General features: G+C 56.3%; 14 protein-coding genes and 2 tRNA genes. 3 read left to right on the top strand and 13 right to left on the bottom strand.

What is annotated here, in order from left to right; translation table 11 throughout:
- Positions 1–33 precede the first annotated feature (33 nt).
- The gene (locus IG168_RS12495; RefSeq protein ID WP_193164736.1) at positions 34–966 is read right to left on the bottom strand and encodes an AraC family transcriptional regulator; all 933 of its coding nucleotides are present in this window, start codon (positions 964–966) and stop codon (positions 34–36) included.
- A gap of 382 nt (positions 967–1,348) precedes the next feature.
- On the opposite strand from IG168_RS12495, the gene IG168_RS12490 reads away from it, so the two are divergent.
- The 3 genes from IG168_RS12490 to IG168_RS12480 all read left to right on the top strand — a co-directional run bounded on the left by IG168_RS12490 (position 1,349) and on the right by IG168_RS12480 (position 3,270).
- Positions 1,349–2,095 (top strand): SDR family oxidoreductase, encoded by a 747-nt coding sequence (locus IG168_RS12490; RefSeq protein ID WP_193164735.1) that lies wholly within the window; start codon positions 1,349–1,351, stop codon positions 2,093–2,095.
- Between the two features lie 230 nt (positions 2,096–2,325).
- Positions 2,326–2,724 (top strand): (R)-mandelonitrile lyase, encoded by a 399-nt coding sequence (locus IG168_RS12485; protein WP_193164734.1) that lies wholly within the window; start codon positions 2,326–2,328, stop codon positions 2,722–2,724.
- An 87-nt stretch (positions 2,725–2,811) separates the two neighbouring features.
- The gene (locus tag IG168_RS12480; RefSeq protein WP_193164733.1) at positions 2,812–3,270 is read left to right on the top strand and encodes a cyclophilin-like fold protein; all 459 of its coding nucleotides are present in this window, start codon (positions 2,812–2,814) and stop codon (positions 3,268–3,270) included.
- A gap of 139 nt (positions 3,271–3,409) precedes the next feature.
- Here the strand turns inward: IG168_RS12480 and IG168_RS12475 are convergent, their stop codons facing one another.
- From IG168_RS12475 to uvrB, 12 genes are all read right to left on the bottom strand, one after another.
- The gene (locus IG168_RS12475; protein WP_193164732.1) at positions 3,410–6,160 is read right to left on the bottom strand and encodes a TrlF family AAA-like ATPase; all 2,751 of its coding nucleotides are present in this window, start codon (positions 6,158–6,160) and stop codon (positions 3,410–3,412) included.
- Between the two features lie 824 nt (positions 6,161–6,984).
- Positions 6,985–7,061, bottom strand: a tRNA-Pro gene (locus IG168_RS12470).
- Positions 7,062–7,210: 149 nt separating this feature from the next.
- Positions 7,211–7,567 (bottom strand): MerR family transcriptional regulator, encoded by a 357-nt coding sequence (locus IG168_RS12465; protein ID WP_193164731.1) that lies wholly within the window; start codon positions 7,565–7,567, stop codon positions 7,211–7,213.
- On the bottom strand, positions 7,548–7,853 hold the full coding sequence (ihfA, locus tag IG168_RS12460; RefSeq protein WP_193164730.1) for an integration host factor subunit alpha: 306 nt from the start codon (positions 7,851–7,853) through the stop codon (positions 7,548–7,550). The genes IG168_RS12465 and ihfA overlap by 20 nt, the downstream gene beginning before the upstream one ends.
- 130 nt (positions 7,854–7,983) lie before the next feature.
- On the bottom strand, positions 7,984–10,362 hold the full coding sequence (gene pheT, locus IG168_RS12455; protein ID WP_193164729.1) for a phenylalanine--tRNA ligase subunit beta: 2,379 nt from the start codon (positions 10,360–10,362) through the stop codon (positions 7,984–7,986).
- A gap of 93 nt (positions 10,363–10,455) precedes the next feature.
- Positions 10,456–11,469, bottom strand: coding sequence for a phenylalanine--tRNA ligase subunit alpha (gene pheS, locus IG168_RS12450; protein WP_193164728.1), 1,014 nt, complete (start codon positions 11,467–11,469; stop codon positions 10,456–10,458).
- 188 nt (positions 11,470–11,657) lie between these two features.
- Positions 11,658–12,017 carry a 50S ribosomal protein L20 gene (gene rplT / locus IG168_RS12445; RefSeq protein WP_193164727.1) on the bottom strand — a complete coding sequence of 120 codons (360 nt, stop codon included), beginning with the start codon at positions 12,015–12,017 and terminating at the stop codon, positions 11,658–11,660.
- A 35-nt stretch (positions 12,018–12,052) separates the two neighbouring features.
- Positions 12,053–12,247, bottom strand: a complete 195-nt coding sequence (gene rpmI / locus IG168_RS12440) for a 50S ribosomal protein L35 (RefSeq protein ID WP_073271300.1) — start codon at positions 12,245–12,247, stop codon at positions 12,053–12,055.
- 144 nt (positions 12,248–12,391) lie between these two features.
- Entirely contained in the window at positions 12,392–12,931 is a 540-nt protein-coding gene (infC, locus tag IG168_RS12435; RefSeq protein ID WP_193164878.1) for a translation initiation factor IF-3, read from the bottom strand.
- A 14-nt stretch (positions 12,932–12,945) separates the two neighbouring features.
- The gene (thrS, locus tag IG168_RS12430; RefSeq protein WP_193164726.1) at positions 12,946–14,874 is read right to left on the bottom strand and encodes a threonine--tRNA ligase; all 1,929 of its coding nucleotides are present in this window, start codon (positions 14,872–14,874) and stop codon (positions 12,946–12,948) included.
- Positions 14,875–15,001: 127 nt separating this feature from the next.
- Positions 15,002–15,078: transfer RNA gene (locus tag IG168_RS12425), tRNA-Val, on the bottom strand.
- Between the two features lie 179 nt (positions 15,079–15,257).
- The gene (uvrB, locus tag IG168_RS12420; RefSeq protein ID WP_193164725.1) at positions 15,258–17,267 is read right to left on the bottom strand and encodes an excinuclease ABC subunit UvrB; all 2,010 of its coding nucleotides are present in this window, start codon (positions 17,265–17,267) and stop codon (positions 15,258–15,260) included.
- Positions 17,268–17,351 lie beyond the last annotated feature (84 nt).

Genomic DNA, 17,351 nt, shown 5'->3' with positions numbered 1-17,351 from the left:
TTCCAGAGAGCCAATTCCTATTGGTACTTTCCGTTAACCGCTCCCGGCCTTCGTCCCCGCGCGCAACTTTTCAATATCGCGCTTTGGTGGCGCGCCGAACAGGCGGCTGTACTCCCGACTGAATTGTGATGGGCTTTCGTATCCCACCCTGTACGAGGCCGTGGAAGCATCCAGGTGTTCGTTGAGCATCAGCCTTTTCGCCTCGCTCAGCCGCAACCACTTCTGGTACTGCAGCGGGCTCATGGCCGTGAGCTGGCGAAAATGATGGTGGAAAGTCGGTGCGCTCATCTGTACCAAGGCGGCCAGGCTTTCGATCCGCAAGGGCGAAGTGTAATTCTCCTTCAGCCAATCGATTGCCTTCGCAATGCGATACCCCTGGCTGTCTACTGAGGCGATTTGACGCAACAGGGCGGACTGGTCGCTCAACAACAATCGATAGTGAATTTCCCGCTGGATCAGTGGCGCGAGGACATGAATGGCATCGGGCTCCCCGAGCAATTTCAGCAAGCGCCGTAAAGGCTCCATGATCGCGGGCGTCATGTCACCCAGTCCGGCACTGGTTCCTTCCGGCCGTTCACTGAGGCGCGGCAAACCGCCCTGCGCAATCAACTCCGCCAGCATCCGGATATCGAGTTTCATGACCAGCCCCAGGCAGGGCTGCTCCGGGCTGGCATCCAGTACCTGGGTGCTGCCCGGCAGGTCAAGGGAGGTAATCAGGAAGTTGGTCGTATCGTAGGGATACGCCTCACCCCCGATCAGCATCTGTTTGGTGCCCTGCACTACCAGCACAATGCTCGGTTCAATCAGGCAAAAGTCCGGTTCCGTCGGCCTGTCGCGCCGGAAGAACAGCAGGTCCGGGATCGGCGTCGCCCAGTCCCCGGTGCTTGGCGCCCAATCAGCGATTATTTGCGCCATTTCCCGCTGAAATGGGCGAATCTGTGCGCTGTAATCGAAAGCTTTCACCATAAAAGGTCCCTACCTCTTCAGGATGCACTATAACTCAGGACCAAACGCACCCACCAGCAAAGACGATGGGCCACCATAGGATCAGGCAAAAAGGCAAGCGTATCGCTCTAACGACCTGGCGGGATGGCGCGGGAGAATAGCTTCCACAGCAGGAGGGCCGGACAGCCCCTACCGGCGGACCCAAAGCCAGCGGGACAACGACCGGAGGCATCTCGAGCCAACCGGTCAGATCGATCCCTCGGCGGCAGGAACCCGACGCCGGAAAGGTCGCTGGCGACAACGACCGTTCCTGCCCGGCAGCCCAGGCAAAACCGCTACTGGTCTTGCCCGAACCAACTGAACAGCCATGCAATTCCGAAACCCATGTCATGAGGAGGCTTCCATGATGGATAACGTAAAAGGCAAAGTAATTGTGATTACCGGCGCCAGCAGTGGCAACGGCGAAGCCGCTGCACGCCACCTTGCGGAGCGCGGCGCAACCGTTGTCCTCGCGGCACGCCGCCAGGACCGCATCGAAGCGCTGGAAAAAGAACTGGTATCTGCCGGACACCAGGCGAAAGCGATTGTGACCGATGTCGCCGATAAAGAGCAGGTCAAAAAGCTGCTCGACACAACGGTGGAGACTTTCGGCAAGGTCGACGTCCTGATCAATAACGCCGGCGTTATGCCCCTGGCCCCACTCGAGCAGCTCAAAACCGACGAGTGGGACCAGATGATCGATGTGAATCTCAAGGGCACACTGTACGGCATCGCCGCCGCGCTGCCACATATGGCGAAGCAAAAGTCCGGACATATCATCAACGTGTCATCCGTCTACGGACATAAGCTCGGGCCGGACGCCACCGTCTACTGCGCAACCAAGCACGCCGTGCGGACGCTTTCCGAGGGGCTCCGCCAGGAGGTCAAGCCCTACAATATCCGCACCACCATCATCTCCCCCGGGGCAGTGGCAACGGAACTGCTCGAGCATATCAGTGATAAGGAGATCCAGGCGCAGACAAAGGATTTCGTCGCCCAGATCGCCATTCCCGCCGATAGCTTTGCGCGCATGGTGGCATTTGCGATCAATGAGCCGGAAAACGTGGACGTGAACGAAATCCTGTTCCGTCCGACGGCCCAACCGATCTGATTGGGGAAGCCCGCTGAATCCCGGGGACCTTCCCCCGGGATTTCAGGCTCTGATCACCTGCACCTCAATGTCAATGGAGAGGGAGTATGGTTCACAACACATCTGTTTTTGCACGCAGCCAGATAAAGACCCCGGTCATCGGCTTTGCCGCGGTCTGTCTCCTCGCTGGCGCGCTGACAGCAGTCCCATCCGCCGCTGCAGAAACGAAAGCCAACACCAAGGAGGTTGGAATGATCTTACGTAAAAACGGCTCACAGGACTCCATCAAGGGTCCGGCTGATTGGTTTACCGGCGATGTCCGCATCGACCCGATTCACCTGGAGGCTCAGGAGCCCTCACGAATTACGTCCGCACTCGTCACTTTCGAGCCGGGCGCTCGCACCAACTGGCATACCCACCCCCTCGGCCAGCTGCTGATCGTGACTTCGGGGAAAGGTTGGACACAATGCGAGGGCGAACCCCGCGTCGAGGTCAACGCCGGAGACAGCATCTGGTGCCCGCCCGGCCACAAGCACTGGCACGGGGCCACCAGCAGCACAGGTATGAGCCATATTGCCGTTCAGGAAGCACTGGATGGAAAAAACGTTGAATGGCTAGAGCCCGTCACGGATGAACAGTACCTCGATTAAGGCATAGTCCGGGCTGCCCGGGCGAATCAGCTGCTGGGAGTACCGGGAAAGGGAGCACGCCTCCCGCCCCCGGCATTATTGAGTGCAATGCTGGCCATTGCCGGACCTGCCCTGTGCAACCTGTCCGGTAATGCCAGCACCCCACCCTTCAGTAAAATCAACTCCGCACGCAAGATCGCCACATTGACAAAAATCCAGATCACAATCGACGGCAAGACGGTCACGGCTTCTCTCGAAGACAGTGCAACGTCCCGGGACTTTATCGCATTACTACCATTGACCCTGGATTTGGAGGACTTTCACGGGATCGAAAAGATCAGCGACCTGCCCGGCCGCCTGTCCACCGAAGACGCCCCCAGCGGCTACAGCCCCTCAGCGGGCGATATCACCTATTACGCCCCCTGGGGCAACCTGGCGATCTTCTACAGTGACTTTGAGCATGCGCGGGGGCTAGTGCGCCTGGGACAGATAGATTCTGGAATGGATCTGTTCAAGCGAGCAGACCGCCTCAAAGCAACCATCGAACGCACTGGACAGCAGGACTAACAATAACGACTCTCGTAAGTTGGTAAATTGAGCGGAAATTACTGCAGATGGAGTTGAGGAGAGTCAGTTCAATGTCTTGGCGCGAAATGCACTCAAATAAAAAGCGCCATAAAATTGATCTGACCCCTCTAATTACAGGCTAAACATTGAACATTCGCCTGTATCTCTGCTGGAGAGCAATTTCTCCGCCTTCCATAATCTCGCATACATTTTTCCTGACACTTGCCTCCTGCAATGCACCTGAAGCGACAGCATTAATTTGCCCACGATCTTCTAGAGCTACCACGTATTCAGAATCGCCATTTACAACAATGTTGGGATTGTGCGTTACTACAATTATTTGCCGATTACTCTTATTTTCGTGCAATTTGGATACGATCAAATTTGTGATCAACCCATTATCAAGATCGTCCTCAGGCTGATCTAGGATGAGAGGCTCCGTCCCATAAGACAATAAGAACGAAAGTATAGCTGACGCTTTTTGACCGGCAGATCCTTGCAAAACGTCCTTGAACCTGTTCCCGTCATTAAATTTTATAGTTAGCTTGTCCCCTGGGAACCAAGTCTTCATCTCATCGAAGCTATGGGCCTGAAGTTGTGACACATAGTCAATAAATCTTTTTCCCAGCCTAGTGCCAAGCACCTCGCCCGAGGAAAAATTAAGCAACTCTTCTTTAAATGAGTGAATTACGGACAAACCCGAGTCAAGGTTATTTGGCTCCGCTGAGCTTGTAGCTTCTGATAGCATTTTATTCAAGCGGAAGAGGAATCCACTCTCCCTCTCCAAATCAAAGAGCTCTGCCGAATATGCACCATCGGAACGACCGATAATCTTTCTGAACGATTCTTCCAAATTGTCAAGATCAGCATAAGGGGAAAGCTCCACTTGAATAGACGAGTTGCCTGTCAGATACTGCTGCAAAAAACCTATGCGATTCTGAGTTAATCGTTTCCTGCTTTCGATAATATCTTGATACGCAGCAGCAATCTGGGAATCAAGTTCACCCACCTGCTCCTCGATTTGGCTTATACCTCTAAGAGACTGATCAATAGTCTCTCTATCACTAATCAACCTCGAATAATCGGAGGGGCTACCTATACCCTGAGCGGCCAAGTCTTCAATTAGCTTCTCGTATTGCTCATTTACCGCAACATGAGAATGATTAAAATCAGACCCGGAATACCAACCTCTAAATTCGGCTAACCCAGCACCAGCAGAATCAATTGATGTCTTCACATCCGCTTTGAACGATGCGACAGATGCTGCCAACCCCTCCAGCCTCTTAATCAATTCTTTCTCACTACTAGAAGCGGGGTCAAAAACTGACAGATCTAAATTTGGGGCAGATATTGCATCAACTATTGATTCAACTTGATTTTTTAGCCTTTCAAAGTCCGATTCAAATTGCTCAACATTTAACTTCTTCACCCTAAATGCTTGGTAAGCATGTAAAATTTCTGTATGGCCTGAATTTTCTATGGTCTTTATTTTTTGCTCAACATCAGACAGCTGACCAAGTAGAGTATTTTTATTCGATAGCCTAGTCTGTAATTCCCTTTTCTGACTACACAGGGTAAGGAAGTGACTGCACTTTTCTTCCCACTCCATCTTCCACTGTTGAAAACTTACAGTCGATGACTCGTCAATTAGCCTTAGAAGAGTGTTTGGATTCTTAGCCATGTCAAAAATTTGTTTTTGGCTAAATATTTTTATTGGAAACCTAGAGTGAGCATCGCCTTCTTCACTAACCCAACCTGTTCCATCGTAGCGAGAAATTGCAACAGCATTGCTCCCCCTCTCCCAAACGAGCAAGTAGTGATCATCATCCCTTGTGTAAACACAGCTTATTTTTGTGTCAGGCAACATCACGCCGTCAGAGTCTCTCGACTCAGACACTTTTATGAAACTTTCAAAGGAACGGCGTATTTCATTCTCACTATTTAAGCTAAGCAAATCTCTGCTTCTGTCCATCCCTATTCGTATAAACTCAAGGACAGAAGACTTACCGCTTCCTCGCCCACCAATTATTGAATTTAACCAAGGATTGAAGTCGACGGTTAATGGCGACGCGCGACCCGCATACTTTGCATTCTCTATGGTTATTGAGCGGAGAAGTGTACTTGAGGCGTGATTAGGATCAGAACCTTCTTGGTCAGACCTAATAAGTGAAGACGAACCATCGACTAGAGCTAGCTTTAAGCCCTCTATCGAAGGAGTTGCCATCTTGACCCATGTATACGCTCTTCCAACTTGGCTAGGAAGATGTGAATCTGAGCCAATAACTGAGGGCAGATCAATTCCTAAATTTCTATACCTCGATAAAGGAGCAGCAGCCCTCTCTTCATCGGGAAATATTATCTCCACGGCATTTGCGGACTCGCATACCTGCTGAATAGTGTAGGCTGACGTCTGCTGGCAAAGCCCCGCCCCCATATCGATATGGGCGGGGATCGCAACACCCCCTGCCGCCGATATTTCTTTAATTACGTTTTCAGCACTTTCTTCAGCGACGGAGTCACTATCACCTTTCGTGCCACGAAATTTAGATGCACCAACCACACCATTAACATCTGCGGAAGTCGCGCTTGGATCAAAGATACCTAAAACATGAATATTTGAGTTAGCCGTGATTTCTACGCCTGGAAAAACGTAAATAGAATGGCCTTCATTTCTCAGACTTTCCGCAGCATCTTTTACCCCATCAACCCACTCACCAGTATTATGATCGGTCAGTGCGACACATTCGATGCCGGCATTTATATAATCAAGCAACCAATCTCTAGGAGACTGGCTAGATCTCAATTCCTCATCGCCCTTACCATAGTCGAAGGAGGCAGGGCTATGCGTATGAAAATCAAATTTCCACCATCTCGCGCCAACGTGATTCATTCTTATTTCCCTATATCCAAGCAGCTCTATAACGCGCTATCAGTTGCTGAGTAAGAGTTCCCCGAGCAACTTGATCAGCAACTCGCAGATTTATTCTTGCCAAACATTAGAAACTCTACTGCTTTCAGTCACTTAGCGCAAAACTCATTTGCACGATTTTAAGCGTAAGCGCAGCTTCCCTAAGCGACCTACCTAGCCAGCATATCCGGGCGAGAACACAAACCGCGGCAAACCACCTGGTTAGTTAGTGCAGATCTTCGCTACATATGCCAACTCATCCAATCCCTGTAATCATCTGACCTCAAAAGCGGAATTAGGCCCAAAAATCTTTGAGCACAACTCGACCATGCGTATGATCGAACTCCCCCCGCCCCCCTTTTGAGGCTCATAAAAAACACCTACAACTAGCCTCCTTTCAGGGTTTGCTTTCGCACAAGAGCATGCATCCTATTCAATCTCGAACCAGACTAGCCCCACCTAGGAACGGAGACTCACGTAGAATATCAAAATGTACATTTTATGAGACACACAGACAGACTCGCCTCAATCTATGTTTCATTGTGCGGAGATCATAGCTCTTAAGAATAGGCGAGACTTTATAGCTGTCTGAAACGACCAGATTGTTTACCGGGGCCGGCTATTGAAGCGAAACCAATGGTGGCAATTGGAGCAAGTGCCACTAGGGAAGAACATTGCCGATAAATGCCTACTGCAACTTACCGTGTGTTCTACGCCTATCGGCAGGATATCTTGCATATCCCGATGTAGATATAAATTCAAGGCACAAAAAAGCCCGCTAAAAGCGGGCTTTTTTGATCAAATAATGGTCGGAGTGGCCGGATTTGAACCGACGACCACCACACCCCCAGTGTGGTGCGCTACCAGGCTGCGCTACACTCCGACGGAGAGCAAATCAGGTGCCTAACTCTTGTTGAAAAATGAGCTAAGTCCTTGATTTGTAAGGGGCATCGCATTGCGATGAGGCGCAAATCATACCTGTTTGGAGCGGGAATGCAAGCCCGGATTTGCGCCTTGAAAGATAGCTGGAGTTTAGACCTCCAGCAGGGTCAATACGCTTTCCAGCTCGGCGATCACCTGCGGGATGATCTGCTGCACCTGCACGGTTTCGGCCTTGTCGCTGCCGCTCTCCATCTGCAGGCGGGCGCCGCCGATGGTGTAGCCCTCCTCGTACAGGAGCGCGCGGATCTGGCGGATCAGGATGACGTCCTGGTGCTGATAGTAGCGGCGGTTGCCGCGGCGCTTGACGGGGCTCAGTTGGGGGAATTCCTGTTCCCAGTAGCGCAGTACATGGGGTTTGACCGCGCACAGCTCGCTGACTTCACCGATGGTGAAATAGCGTTTACCCGGGATTACGGGCAGTTCGCTATTATTGCTCGCTTCCAGCATCTTCTTCTACTCGTGCCTTGAGTTTTTGTCCCGGTTTAAAGGTCACTACCCTGCGCGCGGAAATCGGGATTTCCTCGCCGGTTTTCGGGTTGCGGCCCGGGCGCTGACTTTTATCCCGCAGGTCAAAATTGCCGAAACCGGACAGCTTTACCTGCTCGTTATTTTCCAGCGCGTTGCGGATTTCCTCGAAAAAAAATTCGACGATCTCTTTAGCTTCGCGTTTATTAAAGCCCAGCTCTTCATACAGCTTTTCGGCGAGCCCGGCCTTGGTCAGTGCCTCTGTCATTGGTTCCTACCAACAGATTCAGAGACGTCGACTCCAGATCGGAAGCGGCCCAAACCGCGGCGGCTTTCAACCCGGTAGCAGACGCTCTCGGGGTGCCAGTCAACCTGCACCCCGAGAGCATCTCACTCGGTCAGCGCAGGCTGGCGTTGTATTTTTGTTCTAGTAAACCGACCACCGCATCTACAGCGGCATTGATTTCGTCATCATTAAGGGTGCGCGACGGATGCTGAAAGGTCAACCCCAAAGCGACACTTTTTCTATTGAAATCAATACCTTTGCCCTGATAAACGTCAAAAATGTTGAGGTCCGTCAAGGTTTCGCCGGCGGCTTCGACCACACAGTCCATCACACTGGCGGCCGGAACGTCCGCGTCGATCAGCAGGGCCAGGTCGCGGCGCACTTCCGGAAATTTCGACAGCGGCTTGAAGGCCGGCACGCGGGCCTCGCCGAGGCCTTCCAGGCTCAGCTCGAACACGAAGGCGGTCTTGGGCAGGTCGAGCTGCTTCTGCAGCTGCGGATGTAGGGCACCGATGACGCCTACTTCCACATCGCCGCGGAAAATGGTGGCGCACTGCCCCGGGTGCAGGGCCGGATGCTGGCCGGCGGCGAAGCGGAAGGCATCGCCGGCACCCAGATTGTCCAGCAGCGCCTCGACATCCGCTTTGACGTCGTAGAAATCCACCCAGTCCTTGCCGCCGGTCCAGTTTTCCGCGAAACGCGGGCCGTAGGCCAGGCCGGCGATCATCGGCTCCTGCTGCAGCTGTTCACCGGCCGGAACGAAACGCAGACCGGTCTCGAATAGGCGCACACGGCCCTGCTGGCGGTTGAGATTGTACTGCAGCGCCTTGCACAGGCCCGGAATCAGCGACGTGCGCATGACCGCCAGATCGGCGCTGATGGGGTTCTGCAGGGCCACCGGCTCCGCTTGCGGATCAAACAGTGCGGCGGATTCCCTGTCGATGAAGCTGAAGGTGATCGCCTCGTTGTAGCCGCGCGCGAGCAGGGTCTGCTCCAGCGCACTGGTAGCGATCTTGCTCTCGGCGCGGGGCTCGATATCCAGCTCTGCGGTAAAGCTCACACTGGGAATACGGTTGTAGCCGTATACCCGCGCCAGCTCTTCCAGCAGGTCGGATTCGATGGCGATGTCGAAGCGGAAGCTGGGCACCAGGAAGGTCCAGCCATCGGCGTCGCTGTCGATCTTCTCGAGACCCAGGCGGGTGAGGATGTCGACGATCTCGTCATCGGCCATGGTGATACCCAGGCCGTTGGCAACGCGGGCGCGGCGCAGTTTGATATGGCGCTCGGTGGGCATGACCTCTTCCAGCTCGCGCAGGTGTACCGGGCCCGGTTCACCGCCGACGATTTCTACCAATAGCTGGGTCGCGCGCTCGACCGCGGTCTCCTGCAGGCGATAGTCCACGCCGCGCTCGAAGCGGTGCGAGGAGTCGGTGTGCAGGCCGTAGGAACGCGCCTTGCCGGCAATCGCCAGCGGGCTGAAGAAGGCGCTCTCGAGGAAGATGTCGCGGGTGCTGTCGGTCACGGAGGAATCCAGGCCACCCATGATGCCGGCGATGGCCAGCGGCTGTTTTTCGTCGGCGATCAGCAGTGTGCCGGCGTTCAGCTTCACTTCCTGGCCGTCCAGCAGGGTCAGTTCCTCGCCCTCTTCCGCCAGACGCACCTTGATACCGCCGTTGAGCTTGTTCAGGTCGAAGGCGTGCATCGGCTGGCCCAGCTCGAGCAGCACATAGTTGGTGACGTCCACGACCGGATCGATGGAGCGCAGGCCGCTGCGGCGCAGGCGCTCCTGCATCCACAGCGGTGTGGTGGCGGTGATATCGATATTGCGGATCACGCGGCCCACGTAGCGCGGGCAGGCATCTTCTGCGGCCAGGGTCACCGGCACGCTGTCGTCGATTTTGGCGGCCACCGGGGGGATTTCCGGGCCGGCTACCGGGCAGCGGTTCAGCACGCCCACTTCGCGGGCAATGCCGGCCACGCCGAGGCAGTCGGAACGGTTCGGGGTGAGGTCCACTTCGATGGCCACGTCGTCCAGCTGCAGGTATTCGCGCAGATCGGTGCCGGTGGGCGCGTCGGCGGGCAGTTCCCAGATACCGTCGCTGTCGTCACCCAGGTCCAGTTCGGTCTGGGCGCAGAGCATGCCGAAACTCTCGACACCGCGCAGCTTGGCTTTCTTGATCTTGAAATCGCCCGGCAGCTTGGCGCCCACCAGGGCAAACGGGATCTTGATGCCGGTGCGGGCGTTCGGTGCGCCGCAGACCACCTGCATTTCGCCGTCCGGGTGACCGGCCACCTTGCAGACGCGCAGTTTGTCGGCGTCCGGGTGCTGTTCACAGCCAATGATCTCTCCGACCACGACACCGGAAAAATCGCCGGCGACCTTTTCCACGCCGTCCACTTCCAGTCCGGCCATGGTGATCTGGTCGGCCAGTTCCTGTGCGGACAGTTGCGGGTTTACCCATTCCCGCAGCCAGGCGTTGCTGAATTTCATAGTGCTATCTCTTTTCGAATTCTGTTTTGCGCTGTTGCTTTTCGCTTGGCGGGTGCGGCCCGGGGCCGCTCCTGCCGGGACTTTCTTCCCGGGTTAAAACTGCTTCAGGAAGCGCAGGTCGTTGTCGAAAAACAGGCGCAGGTCATTCACGCCATAGCGCAGCATGGCGAGACGCTCGATACCGATACCAAAGGCGAAGCCGGAGTATTTTTCGCTGTCGATATCACAGGCGGCAAACACGTTCGGGTGCACCATGCCGCAGCCGAGGATTTCCAGCCAGCCGGTGCCGGAACACACGCGGCAGCCCTCACCGCCACAGGCGGTGCACTGGATATCCGCTTCCGCCGAGGGCTCGGTAAAGGGGAAATAGGACGGGCGGAAACGCACCGGCACGTCGGCCTCGAAGAAGGCGCGCAGGAACTGGTCGATGCAGCCCTTCAGGTGCGCGAAGCTGACGTTCTCGCCCACCACCAGGCCTTCGATCTGGTGGAACATCGGTGAGTGGGTGACGTCGGAATCGCAGCGGTAAACGCGGCCCGGGCAGATAATGCGCAGCGGCGGTGCCTTCTTCTCCATGGTGCGGATCTGCACCGAGGAGGTGTGCGTGCGCAGCACCGTGGTCGGGTCGATGTAAAAGGTGTCGTGCATCGCGCGCGCCGGGTGGTGCGCGGGAATGTTGAGCGCCTCGAAGTTGTAGTAGTCCTGCTCGACTTCCGGGCCTTTCTCTACGGAGAAACCGATACGGACGAAGAACTCTTCAACGCGGCGCAGGGTGCGGGTGATCGGGTGCATATTGCCCTGCTCTTCACCGCGACCCGGCAGGGTGACGTCGATCGTCTCTTCCGCCAGCTTGGCATTGATCGCGGCCTGCTCGAGCGCGTTGCGGCGGGCGTTGATCTTGTCCTGCACCTGCTGCTTGGCTTCATTGATTTTGGCGCCTGCAGCCGGGCGCTCTTCGGCGGACAGCTTGCCCAGGCCTTTCAGCAGTGCGGTGATCTGCCCTTTCTTGCCGAGGTAATCCACGCGCACCTGATCCAGCGCTGCCAGGCCATCGGCCTTTTCCACCAGCTCCAGCGCCTGCTCGGTGAGGGATTGCAAATCTTGCATTGAATCGTTCCCGTATGACTTCAATTTTTCTTCGAGGGTCTCTAACCCGCGTCCGAGAAGAATAGGACGCTAGGGCGATTTTAACTTGTCGCAGGGTTCAGCCCGGTGATCTCCTGCATAAAAAAATAGGGAAGGGCCATTACAGCCCTTCCCTATTTTTAAGTTCAGTCTTTCAACTGAGACGCAACTTAAGCTGCCAGGGCTGCCTTGGCTTTTTCCACTACGGCAGCAAAAGCGGCTTTGTCGTATACAGCCAGGTCGGCCAGGACGCGACGGTCCAGGGCGATGTCGGCCTTTTTCAGACCGGCGATCAGGCGGCTGTAGCTCATGCCTTCAGCGCGGGACTGGGCGTTGATACGAGTGATCCACAGAGCGCGGAAGTTACGCTTCTTGACACGACGGTCGCGGTAAGCGTACTGGCCGGCTTTGATCACCGCCTGCTTGGCTACGCGGAAGATGCGCGAACGCGCTCCGTAGTAACCTTTAGCCTGCTTCAGAATTTTCTTGTGACGACGACGCGCCTCTACACCACGTTTAACACGGGCCATAACTCTATCCTCTTAAACCTTTAGCGAAGGGCCAATTACTTGGCGCGCAACATACGATCGACCAGGGTGGCGTCAGACTTGTTCATGGTCTGAGTGCCGCGCAGCTGACGCTTACGCTTGGTGGTCATCTTGGTGAGGATGTGGCTCTTGTTGGCGTGCTTGTGCTTGTAGCCCGCAGCCGTCTTCTTGAAGCGCTTGGCGGCGCCACTATGCGTTTTTGCTTTCGGCATTTTCTACTCCAAATATAAAAGGTCGCCTGCACGCAGGCTCCTACAACGTTGTGCCACCGGTTAATGGTGGCGTTCTTGAGAGCGGGGAGGCAGCCGTCGCCCAACCGCTTCTCTAAAGGAAACCCCGGTATTGCTACCCGGGTCTCACTTTTTCTTTTTGCTGGGAGCAATCACCATGATCATCTGGCGGCCTTCCATTTTCGGCCGCTGCTCCACAACACCAATATCTTCCAGGTCTTTCTCGATGCGCTGCATCATTTCCATACCCAGTTCCTGGTGCGCCATTTCCCGCCCGCGGAAGCGCAGGGAAATCTTGGCCTTGTCACCCGCCTCGAGGAAGCGAGTCAGGTTGCGCAGCTTGATCTGGTAGTCCCCGATATCAGTACCGGGGCGGAACTTCATTTCCTTGATCTGCTGCTGCTTCTGTTTCTTCTTAGCCGCATTTTTGGCCTTTTTGGCCTCAAAAATGTGCTTACCGTAGTCCATGATCTTACAGACTATCGGATCGGAATCCGGCGCAATTTCAACGAGATCCAGATTGGCCTGTTGCGCAGCCTCCAGCGCCTCATCCAGGGTAACAATCCCCACCTGTTCGCCGTCGGCTCCAATCAGGCGCAGTTGTGACGCCTCAATCTGATCATTAATGCGGGCCTTTTTGGACCGTCCCTTGCTCTCTCGTTTAATAGCTATCGTCTCCGTTAATTTTCAGAAATAGACAAACGGCCGCGGCGATCCACGTCCTGGCCGAGAATCTCAAGGAATGACTCAAAAGTCATGGTTCCGAGATCCTCACCGCTGCGTGTTCGCACGGCGACCGTCTGGCTTTCCACTTCCTTATCGCCGATCACCAGCAGATAAGGAACACGCTGGAGCGTGTGCTCGCGGATTTTAAAGCCGATCTTCTCGTTTCTCAAGTCGGCCGCAGCCCGATACTGCAGATCGCCGAGGCGGGACTCCAGATCGCGACAGTATTCGGCCTGGCGGTCAGTGATATTCAGGATCGCCACCTGCTGCGGCGCCAGCCAGGTCGGGAAGGCCCCTTCGTAGTTCTCAATCAGGATTCCGATGAAGCGCTCGAAGGATCCCAGCGCCGCGCGGTGCAGCATGACCGGGGTCTGACGGGAGCCATCTTCCGCCACATACTGGGCGTCCAGGCGGCCCGGCATGGAGAAATCCACCTGAATGGTGCCGCACTGCCAGACCCGGCCGAGGCAATCCTTCAGGGAGAATTCGATCTTGGGCCCGTAGAAGGCACCCTCGCCCGGCAGCTCTTCCCACGGCAGGCCGGCAGCGTTCAGGGCATCGGCCAGGGCCTTCTCGGCCTTGTCCCAGCTCTCATCGGAGCCGACGCGCTGCTCCGGACGAGTGGACAGGCGGTAGATGACCTCGTCGAAGCCGAAATCTTTGTACACCGAGTGCAGCAGATCCATGAAATCGGACACTTCCGACTGAATCTGGTCCTCGCCACAGAAAATGTGACCGTCGTCCTGCACAAATCCACGCACACGCATCAGGCCGTGCAGGGAGCCGGACGGCTCGCTGCGGTGACAGGAACCGAACTCCGCCAGACGCAGAGGCAGGTCGCGGTAGCTGCGCAGGCCCTGATTGAACACCTGCACGTGACACGGGCAGTTCATCGGCTTGATGGCGAACTGACGCTCCTCACTGGTGAGGGTGAACATGTCGTCGGCAAACTTGTCCGCATGACCGGATTTACGCCACAGGCTGAAGTCGACCAGCTGCGGGGTCTTGATTTCTTTATAGCTGTATTCCCGCTGGCGGCGGCGCATGTACTGCTCGATGGTGCTGTAGATGGTCCAGCCGTTGGGGTGCCAGAACACCATACCCGGCGCCTCTTCCTGAATATGGAAGAGATCGTATTTCTTCGCCAGTTTGCGGTGATCGCGCTTTTCCGCTTCTTCGATGCGGTGCAGGTAGGCCTTGAGCTCTTTCTTGTTGGCCCAGGCGGTACCGTAGACGCGGGTCAGCATCTCGTTGTTGGCGTCACCACGCCAGTACGCACCGGCCACCTTGGTCAGCTTGAATGCCTTCAGCTTGCCCGTAGACGGCACGTGCGGCCCGCGGCACAGGTCTTCGAAGTCGCCCTGGCGGTACAGCGAGATATCTTCATTGGTGGGGATACTGGCGATGATCTCCGCCTTGTATTCCTCGCCCAGTTCACGGAAGTACTTCACGGCTTCATCGCGCGGTATCAGGCGGCGGCTGACCGGGATATCTTCCTGAGCCAGCTCTTCCATACGCCGTTCGATCTTCTCGAGATCTTCCGGCGTGAACTGACGCTCGTAGGCAAAATCGTAATAGAAACCGTCTTCGATCACCGGACCGATGGTCACCTGAGCGCCGGGATACAGCTGCTTCACGGCCTGCGCCAGCAGGTGCGCAGTCGAGTGACGGATGACTTCCAAACCTTCCGGCTGGCGATCGGTAACAATCGCCAGTTCCGCATCGCGCTCGATCACAAAGCTGGTATCGACTTCTTTGCCATCGACCACACCGGCAAGGGCAGCTTTGGCCAGTCCGGGACCGATATCGGCAGCGACGTCATGGACGGAAACAGGATTGGAGAATTCTCGACGGGAACCGTCGGGGAGAGTGACAACAGGCATTGTACTTCCTTCTAGTCAGTGGCGATCCCTACCAAAGACCGCATGAACACCTACCCTGCACTATTTCCAGGGCAGTCGACCCGATCGTTGGGTCACAAGAACCGATGCGACGCATCGGAGAGAAAAATGGTAGACCCGAGCAGATTTGAACTGCTGACCTCTGCCATGTCAAGGCAGCGCTCTAACCAACTGAGCTACGGGTCTGTAGAGTTGCAACCGGGGAGCCCCGTGCTGCAGAGGACGCGAACTTTAGCACCAGCATTCGGCGTTTTCAACACACTCGCGCAGAATTATTTTGCTGTCGCGACGAGGCTATTGTCGCGCCGCCCCGCAACCGGTCGCGGGGGCGGCAGTCTCGATAAGAGCGGTACGATCACCGGCGATCAGGCGCCCTCCTTCAACCGGGTAATTTCATCGCGCAGCTTGGCCGCCGTCTCGAATTCCAGGTTCTTGGCACTCTCATACATTTGCTGCTCGAGCTCTTCGATCCGCGCCCAGCGCTGTTTGTCGGACAGCGGTTTCTTGTCGACCGCATAGGCGCCCTTGCCTTCCGCCACCTTGCGGCGCCCCCGGGCGGGCACGCCGGGCGCAATGGCGCCCTCCATGATGTCCGCGACACTTTTGCGAATGCCCTTGGGGGTAATCCCGTGTTCGGCGTTGAATGCCAGCTGCTTGTCGCGCCGGCGCTGGGTTTCATCCAGGGCGCGCTGCATGGAATTCGTCACTTTGTCGGCATAGAGAATCGCCCGCCCGTGCAGGTTCCGTGCGGCGCGGCCGATTGTCTGGATCAGGGACCGGTCGGAGCGCAGGAAACCTTCTTTATCCGCATCAAAAATGGCCACCAGTGCTACCTCAGGCATATCCAGCCCTTCCCGCAGCAGGTTGATCCCCACCAACACGTCGAACTCGCCAATCCGCAGGTCGCGGATGATCTCCACCCGCTCCACGGTGTCGATATCCGAGTGCAGGTAGCGCACCCGCACCCCGCTGTCGCTGAGGTATTCGGTCAGGTCTTCGGCCATGCGCTTGGTCAGCACCGTGATCAGAACCCGCTGGTCTAATTCAACACAGCGGTGGATTTCCGACAGCGCATCATCCACTTGCGTAGAAGCCGGCCGGATTTCCACCTCCGGATCCACCAGTCCCGTGGGTCGCACGACCTGCTCGACCACCTGCCCCGCATGCTCGGCCTCATAGGGCCCGGGCGTCGCGGACACGAAGATAGTTTGCGGCGCCAGGCCCTCCCACTCCTCAAATTTCAGCGGCCGGTTGTCCAGCGCCGACGGCAGGCGGAATCCGTATTCCACCAGCGTCTCCTTGCGCGAGCGATCACCGCGGTACATGCCGCCAATCTGGGGCACGGTAACGTGGCTCTCATCGATAAACAGCATGGCGTCGGCCGGCAGGTAGTCGAACAGCGTGGGCGGCGGCTGGCCGGGACCACGCCCCGACAGGTAGCGGGAATAGTTTTCCACGCCGTTGCAGTAACCCAGCTCCTGCATCATTTCCAGATCGTACTTGGTCCGCTGCTCCAGGCGCTGGGCCTCCACCAACTTGCCATTGTCGCGCAGCTGCTTCAGCCGCTCGTGCAGCTCGTCCTTGATATGGTCGATGGCACTGACAATGGTTTCCCTCGGGGTCACGTAATGGGATTTCGGGAAAATAGTGACGCGAGGGACTTTTTTCAGGACCTCCCCGGTCAAGGGATCGAACATCGTGATCTCTTCGATTTCCTCATCAAACAGCGACAGGCGCACTGCCTCCAGGTCGGAATCCGCCGGGTAGATGTCGATGACATCACCGCGCACCCGGTAGGTGGCGCGGCGGAAGTCGGTATCGTTGCGGGTGTACTGCAGCTCCGCCAGGCGGCGCAGGATGGTGCGCTGATCCACCAGGTCGCCCCGATCCAGGTGCAGCACCATCTTCAGGTATTTATCCGGATCACCCAGACCGTAGATAGCGGATACCGTCGCCACCACGATGACATCCCGGCGCTCGATCAGCGCCTTGGTCGCCGACAGGCGCATCTGCTCAATATGCTCGTTGACCGAGGCGTCCTTCTCGATAAAGGTGTCCGAGGACGGCACATAAGCTTCTGGCTGGTAGTAGTCGTAATAGGAGACGAAATACTCCACGGCGTTTTTGGGGAAGAACTCCTTAAATTCGCCATACAGCTGCGCCGCGAGCGTCTTGTTGTGCGCCATCACAATCGCCGGACGCTGCAGCCGCTCGACGATATTGGCCATGGTAAACGTCTTGCCCGACCCGGTTACCCCGAGCAGGGTCTGGTGACTGAGACCATCCCCCACCCCCTCAACCAGGGCCTCGATCGCCGCCGGCTGATCACCCGCCGGACTGTACTTACACACCACCTGAATAGGACGCGACTCCATAAACCTACCGCCAAAATCGTCATGAAAGGCAATCCGGGATTGTAGATCCTGGTCACGGCTGCCACAAATGCCCCTTATTGCTGC

The organism is Microbulbifer hainanensis (assembly GCF_014904735.1).
GTDB classification, from domain to species: domain Bacteria; phylum Pseudomonadota; class Gammaproteobacteria; order Pseudomonadales; family Cellvibrionaceae; genus Microbulbifer; species Microbulbifer hainanensis.
Note: the sequence above shows the minus strand (reverse complement) of the source record. Positions and strands in the feature narration are given on the sequence as shown.

What these genes read in the sequence shown, in the direction of transcription:
- IG168_RS12490 (WP_193164735.1), top strand. Translation starts at nt 1,349, where the DNA reads ATGATGGATAACGTAAAAGGCAAAGTAATTGTGATTACCGGCGCCAGC.
- rplT (WP_193164727.1), bottom strand. Translation starts at nt 12,017, where the DNA reads ATGGCCCGTGTTAAACGTGGTGTAGAGGCGCGTCGTCGTCACAAGAAA.
- uvrB (WP_193164725.1), bottom strand. Translation starts at nt 17,267, where the DNA reads ATGGAGTCGCGTCCTATTCAGGTGGTGTGTAAGTACAGTCCGGCGGGT.
- pheT (WP_193164729.1), bottom strand. Translation starts at nt 10,362, where the DNA reads ATGAAATTCAGCAACGCCTGGCTGCGGGAATGGGTAAACCCGCAACTG.
- thrS (WP_193164726.1), bottom strand. Translation starts at nt 14,874, where the DNA reads ATGCCTGTTGTCACTCTCCCCGACGGTTCCCGTCGAGAATTCTCCAAT.
- IG168_RS12475 (WP_193164732.1), bottom strand. Translation starts at nt 6,160, where the DNA reads ATGAATCACGTTGGCGCGAGATGGTGGAAATTTGATTTTCATACGCAT.
- rpmI (WP_073271300.1), bottom strand. Translation starts at nt 12,247, where the DNA reads ATGCCGAAAGCAAAAACGCATAGTGGCGCCGCCAAGCGCTTCAAGAAG.
- IG168_RS12495 (WP_193164736.1), bottom strand. Translation starts at nt 966, where the DNA reads ATGGTGAAAGCTTTCGATTACAGCGCACAGATTCGCCCATTTCAGCGG.
- ihfA (WP_193164730.1), bottom strand. Translation starts at nt 7,853, where the DNA reads ATGACAGAGGCACTGACCAAGGCCGGGCTCGCCGAAAAGCTGTATGAA.
- pheS (WP_193164728.1), bottom strand. Translation starts at nt 11,469, where the DNA reads ATGCAAGATTTGCAATCCCTCACCGAGCAGGCGCTGGAGCTGGTGGAA.
- IG168_RS12480 (WP_193164733.1), top strand. Translation starts at nt 2,812, where the DNA reads ATGCTGGCCATTGCCGGACCTGCCCTGTGCAACCTGTCCGGTAATGCC.
- IG168_RS12465 (WP_193164731.1), bottom strand. Translation starts at nt 7,567, where the DNA reads ATGCTGGAAGCGAGCAATAATAGCGAACTGCCCGTAATCCCGGGTAAA.
- IG168_RS12485 (WP_193164734.1), top strand. Translation starts at nt 2,326, where the DNA reads ATGATCTTACGTAAAAACGGCTCACAGGACTCCATCAAGGGTCCGGCT.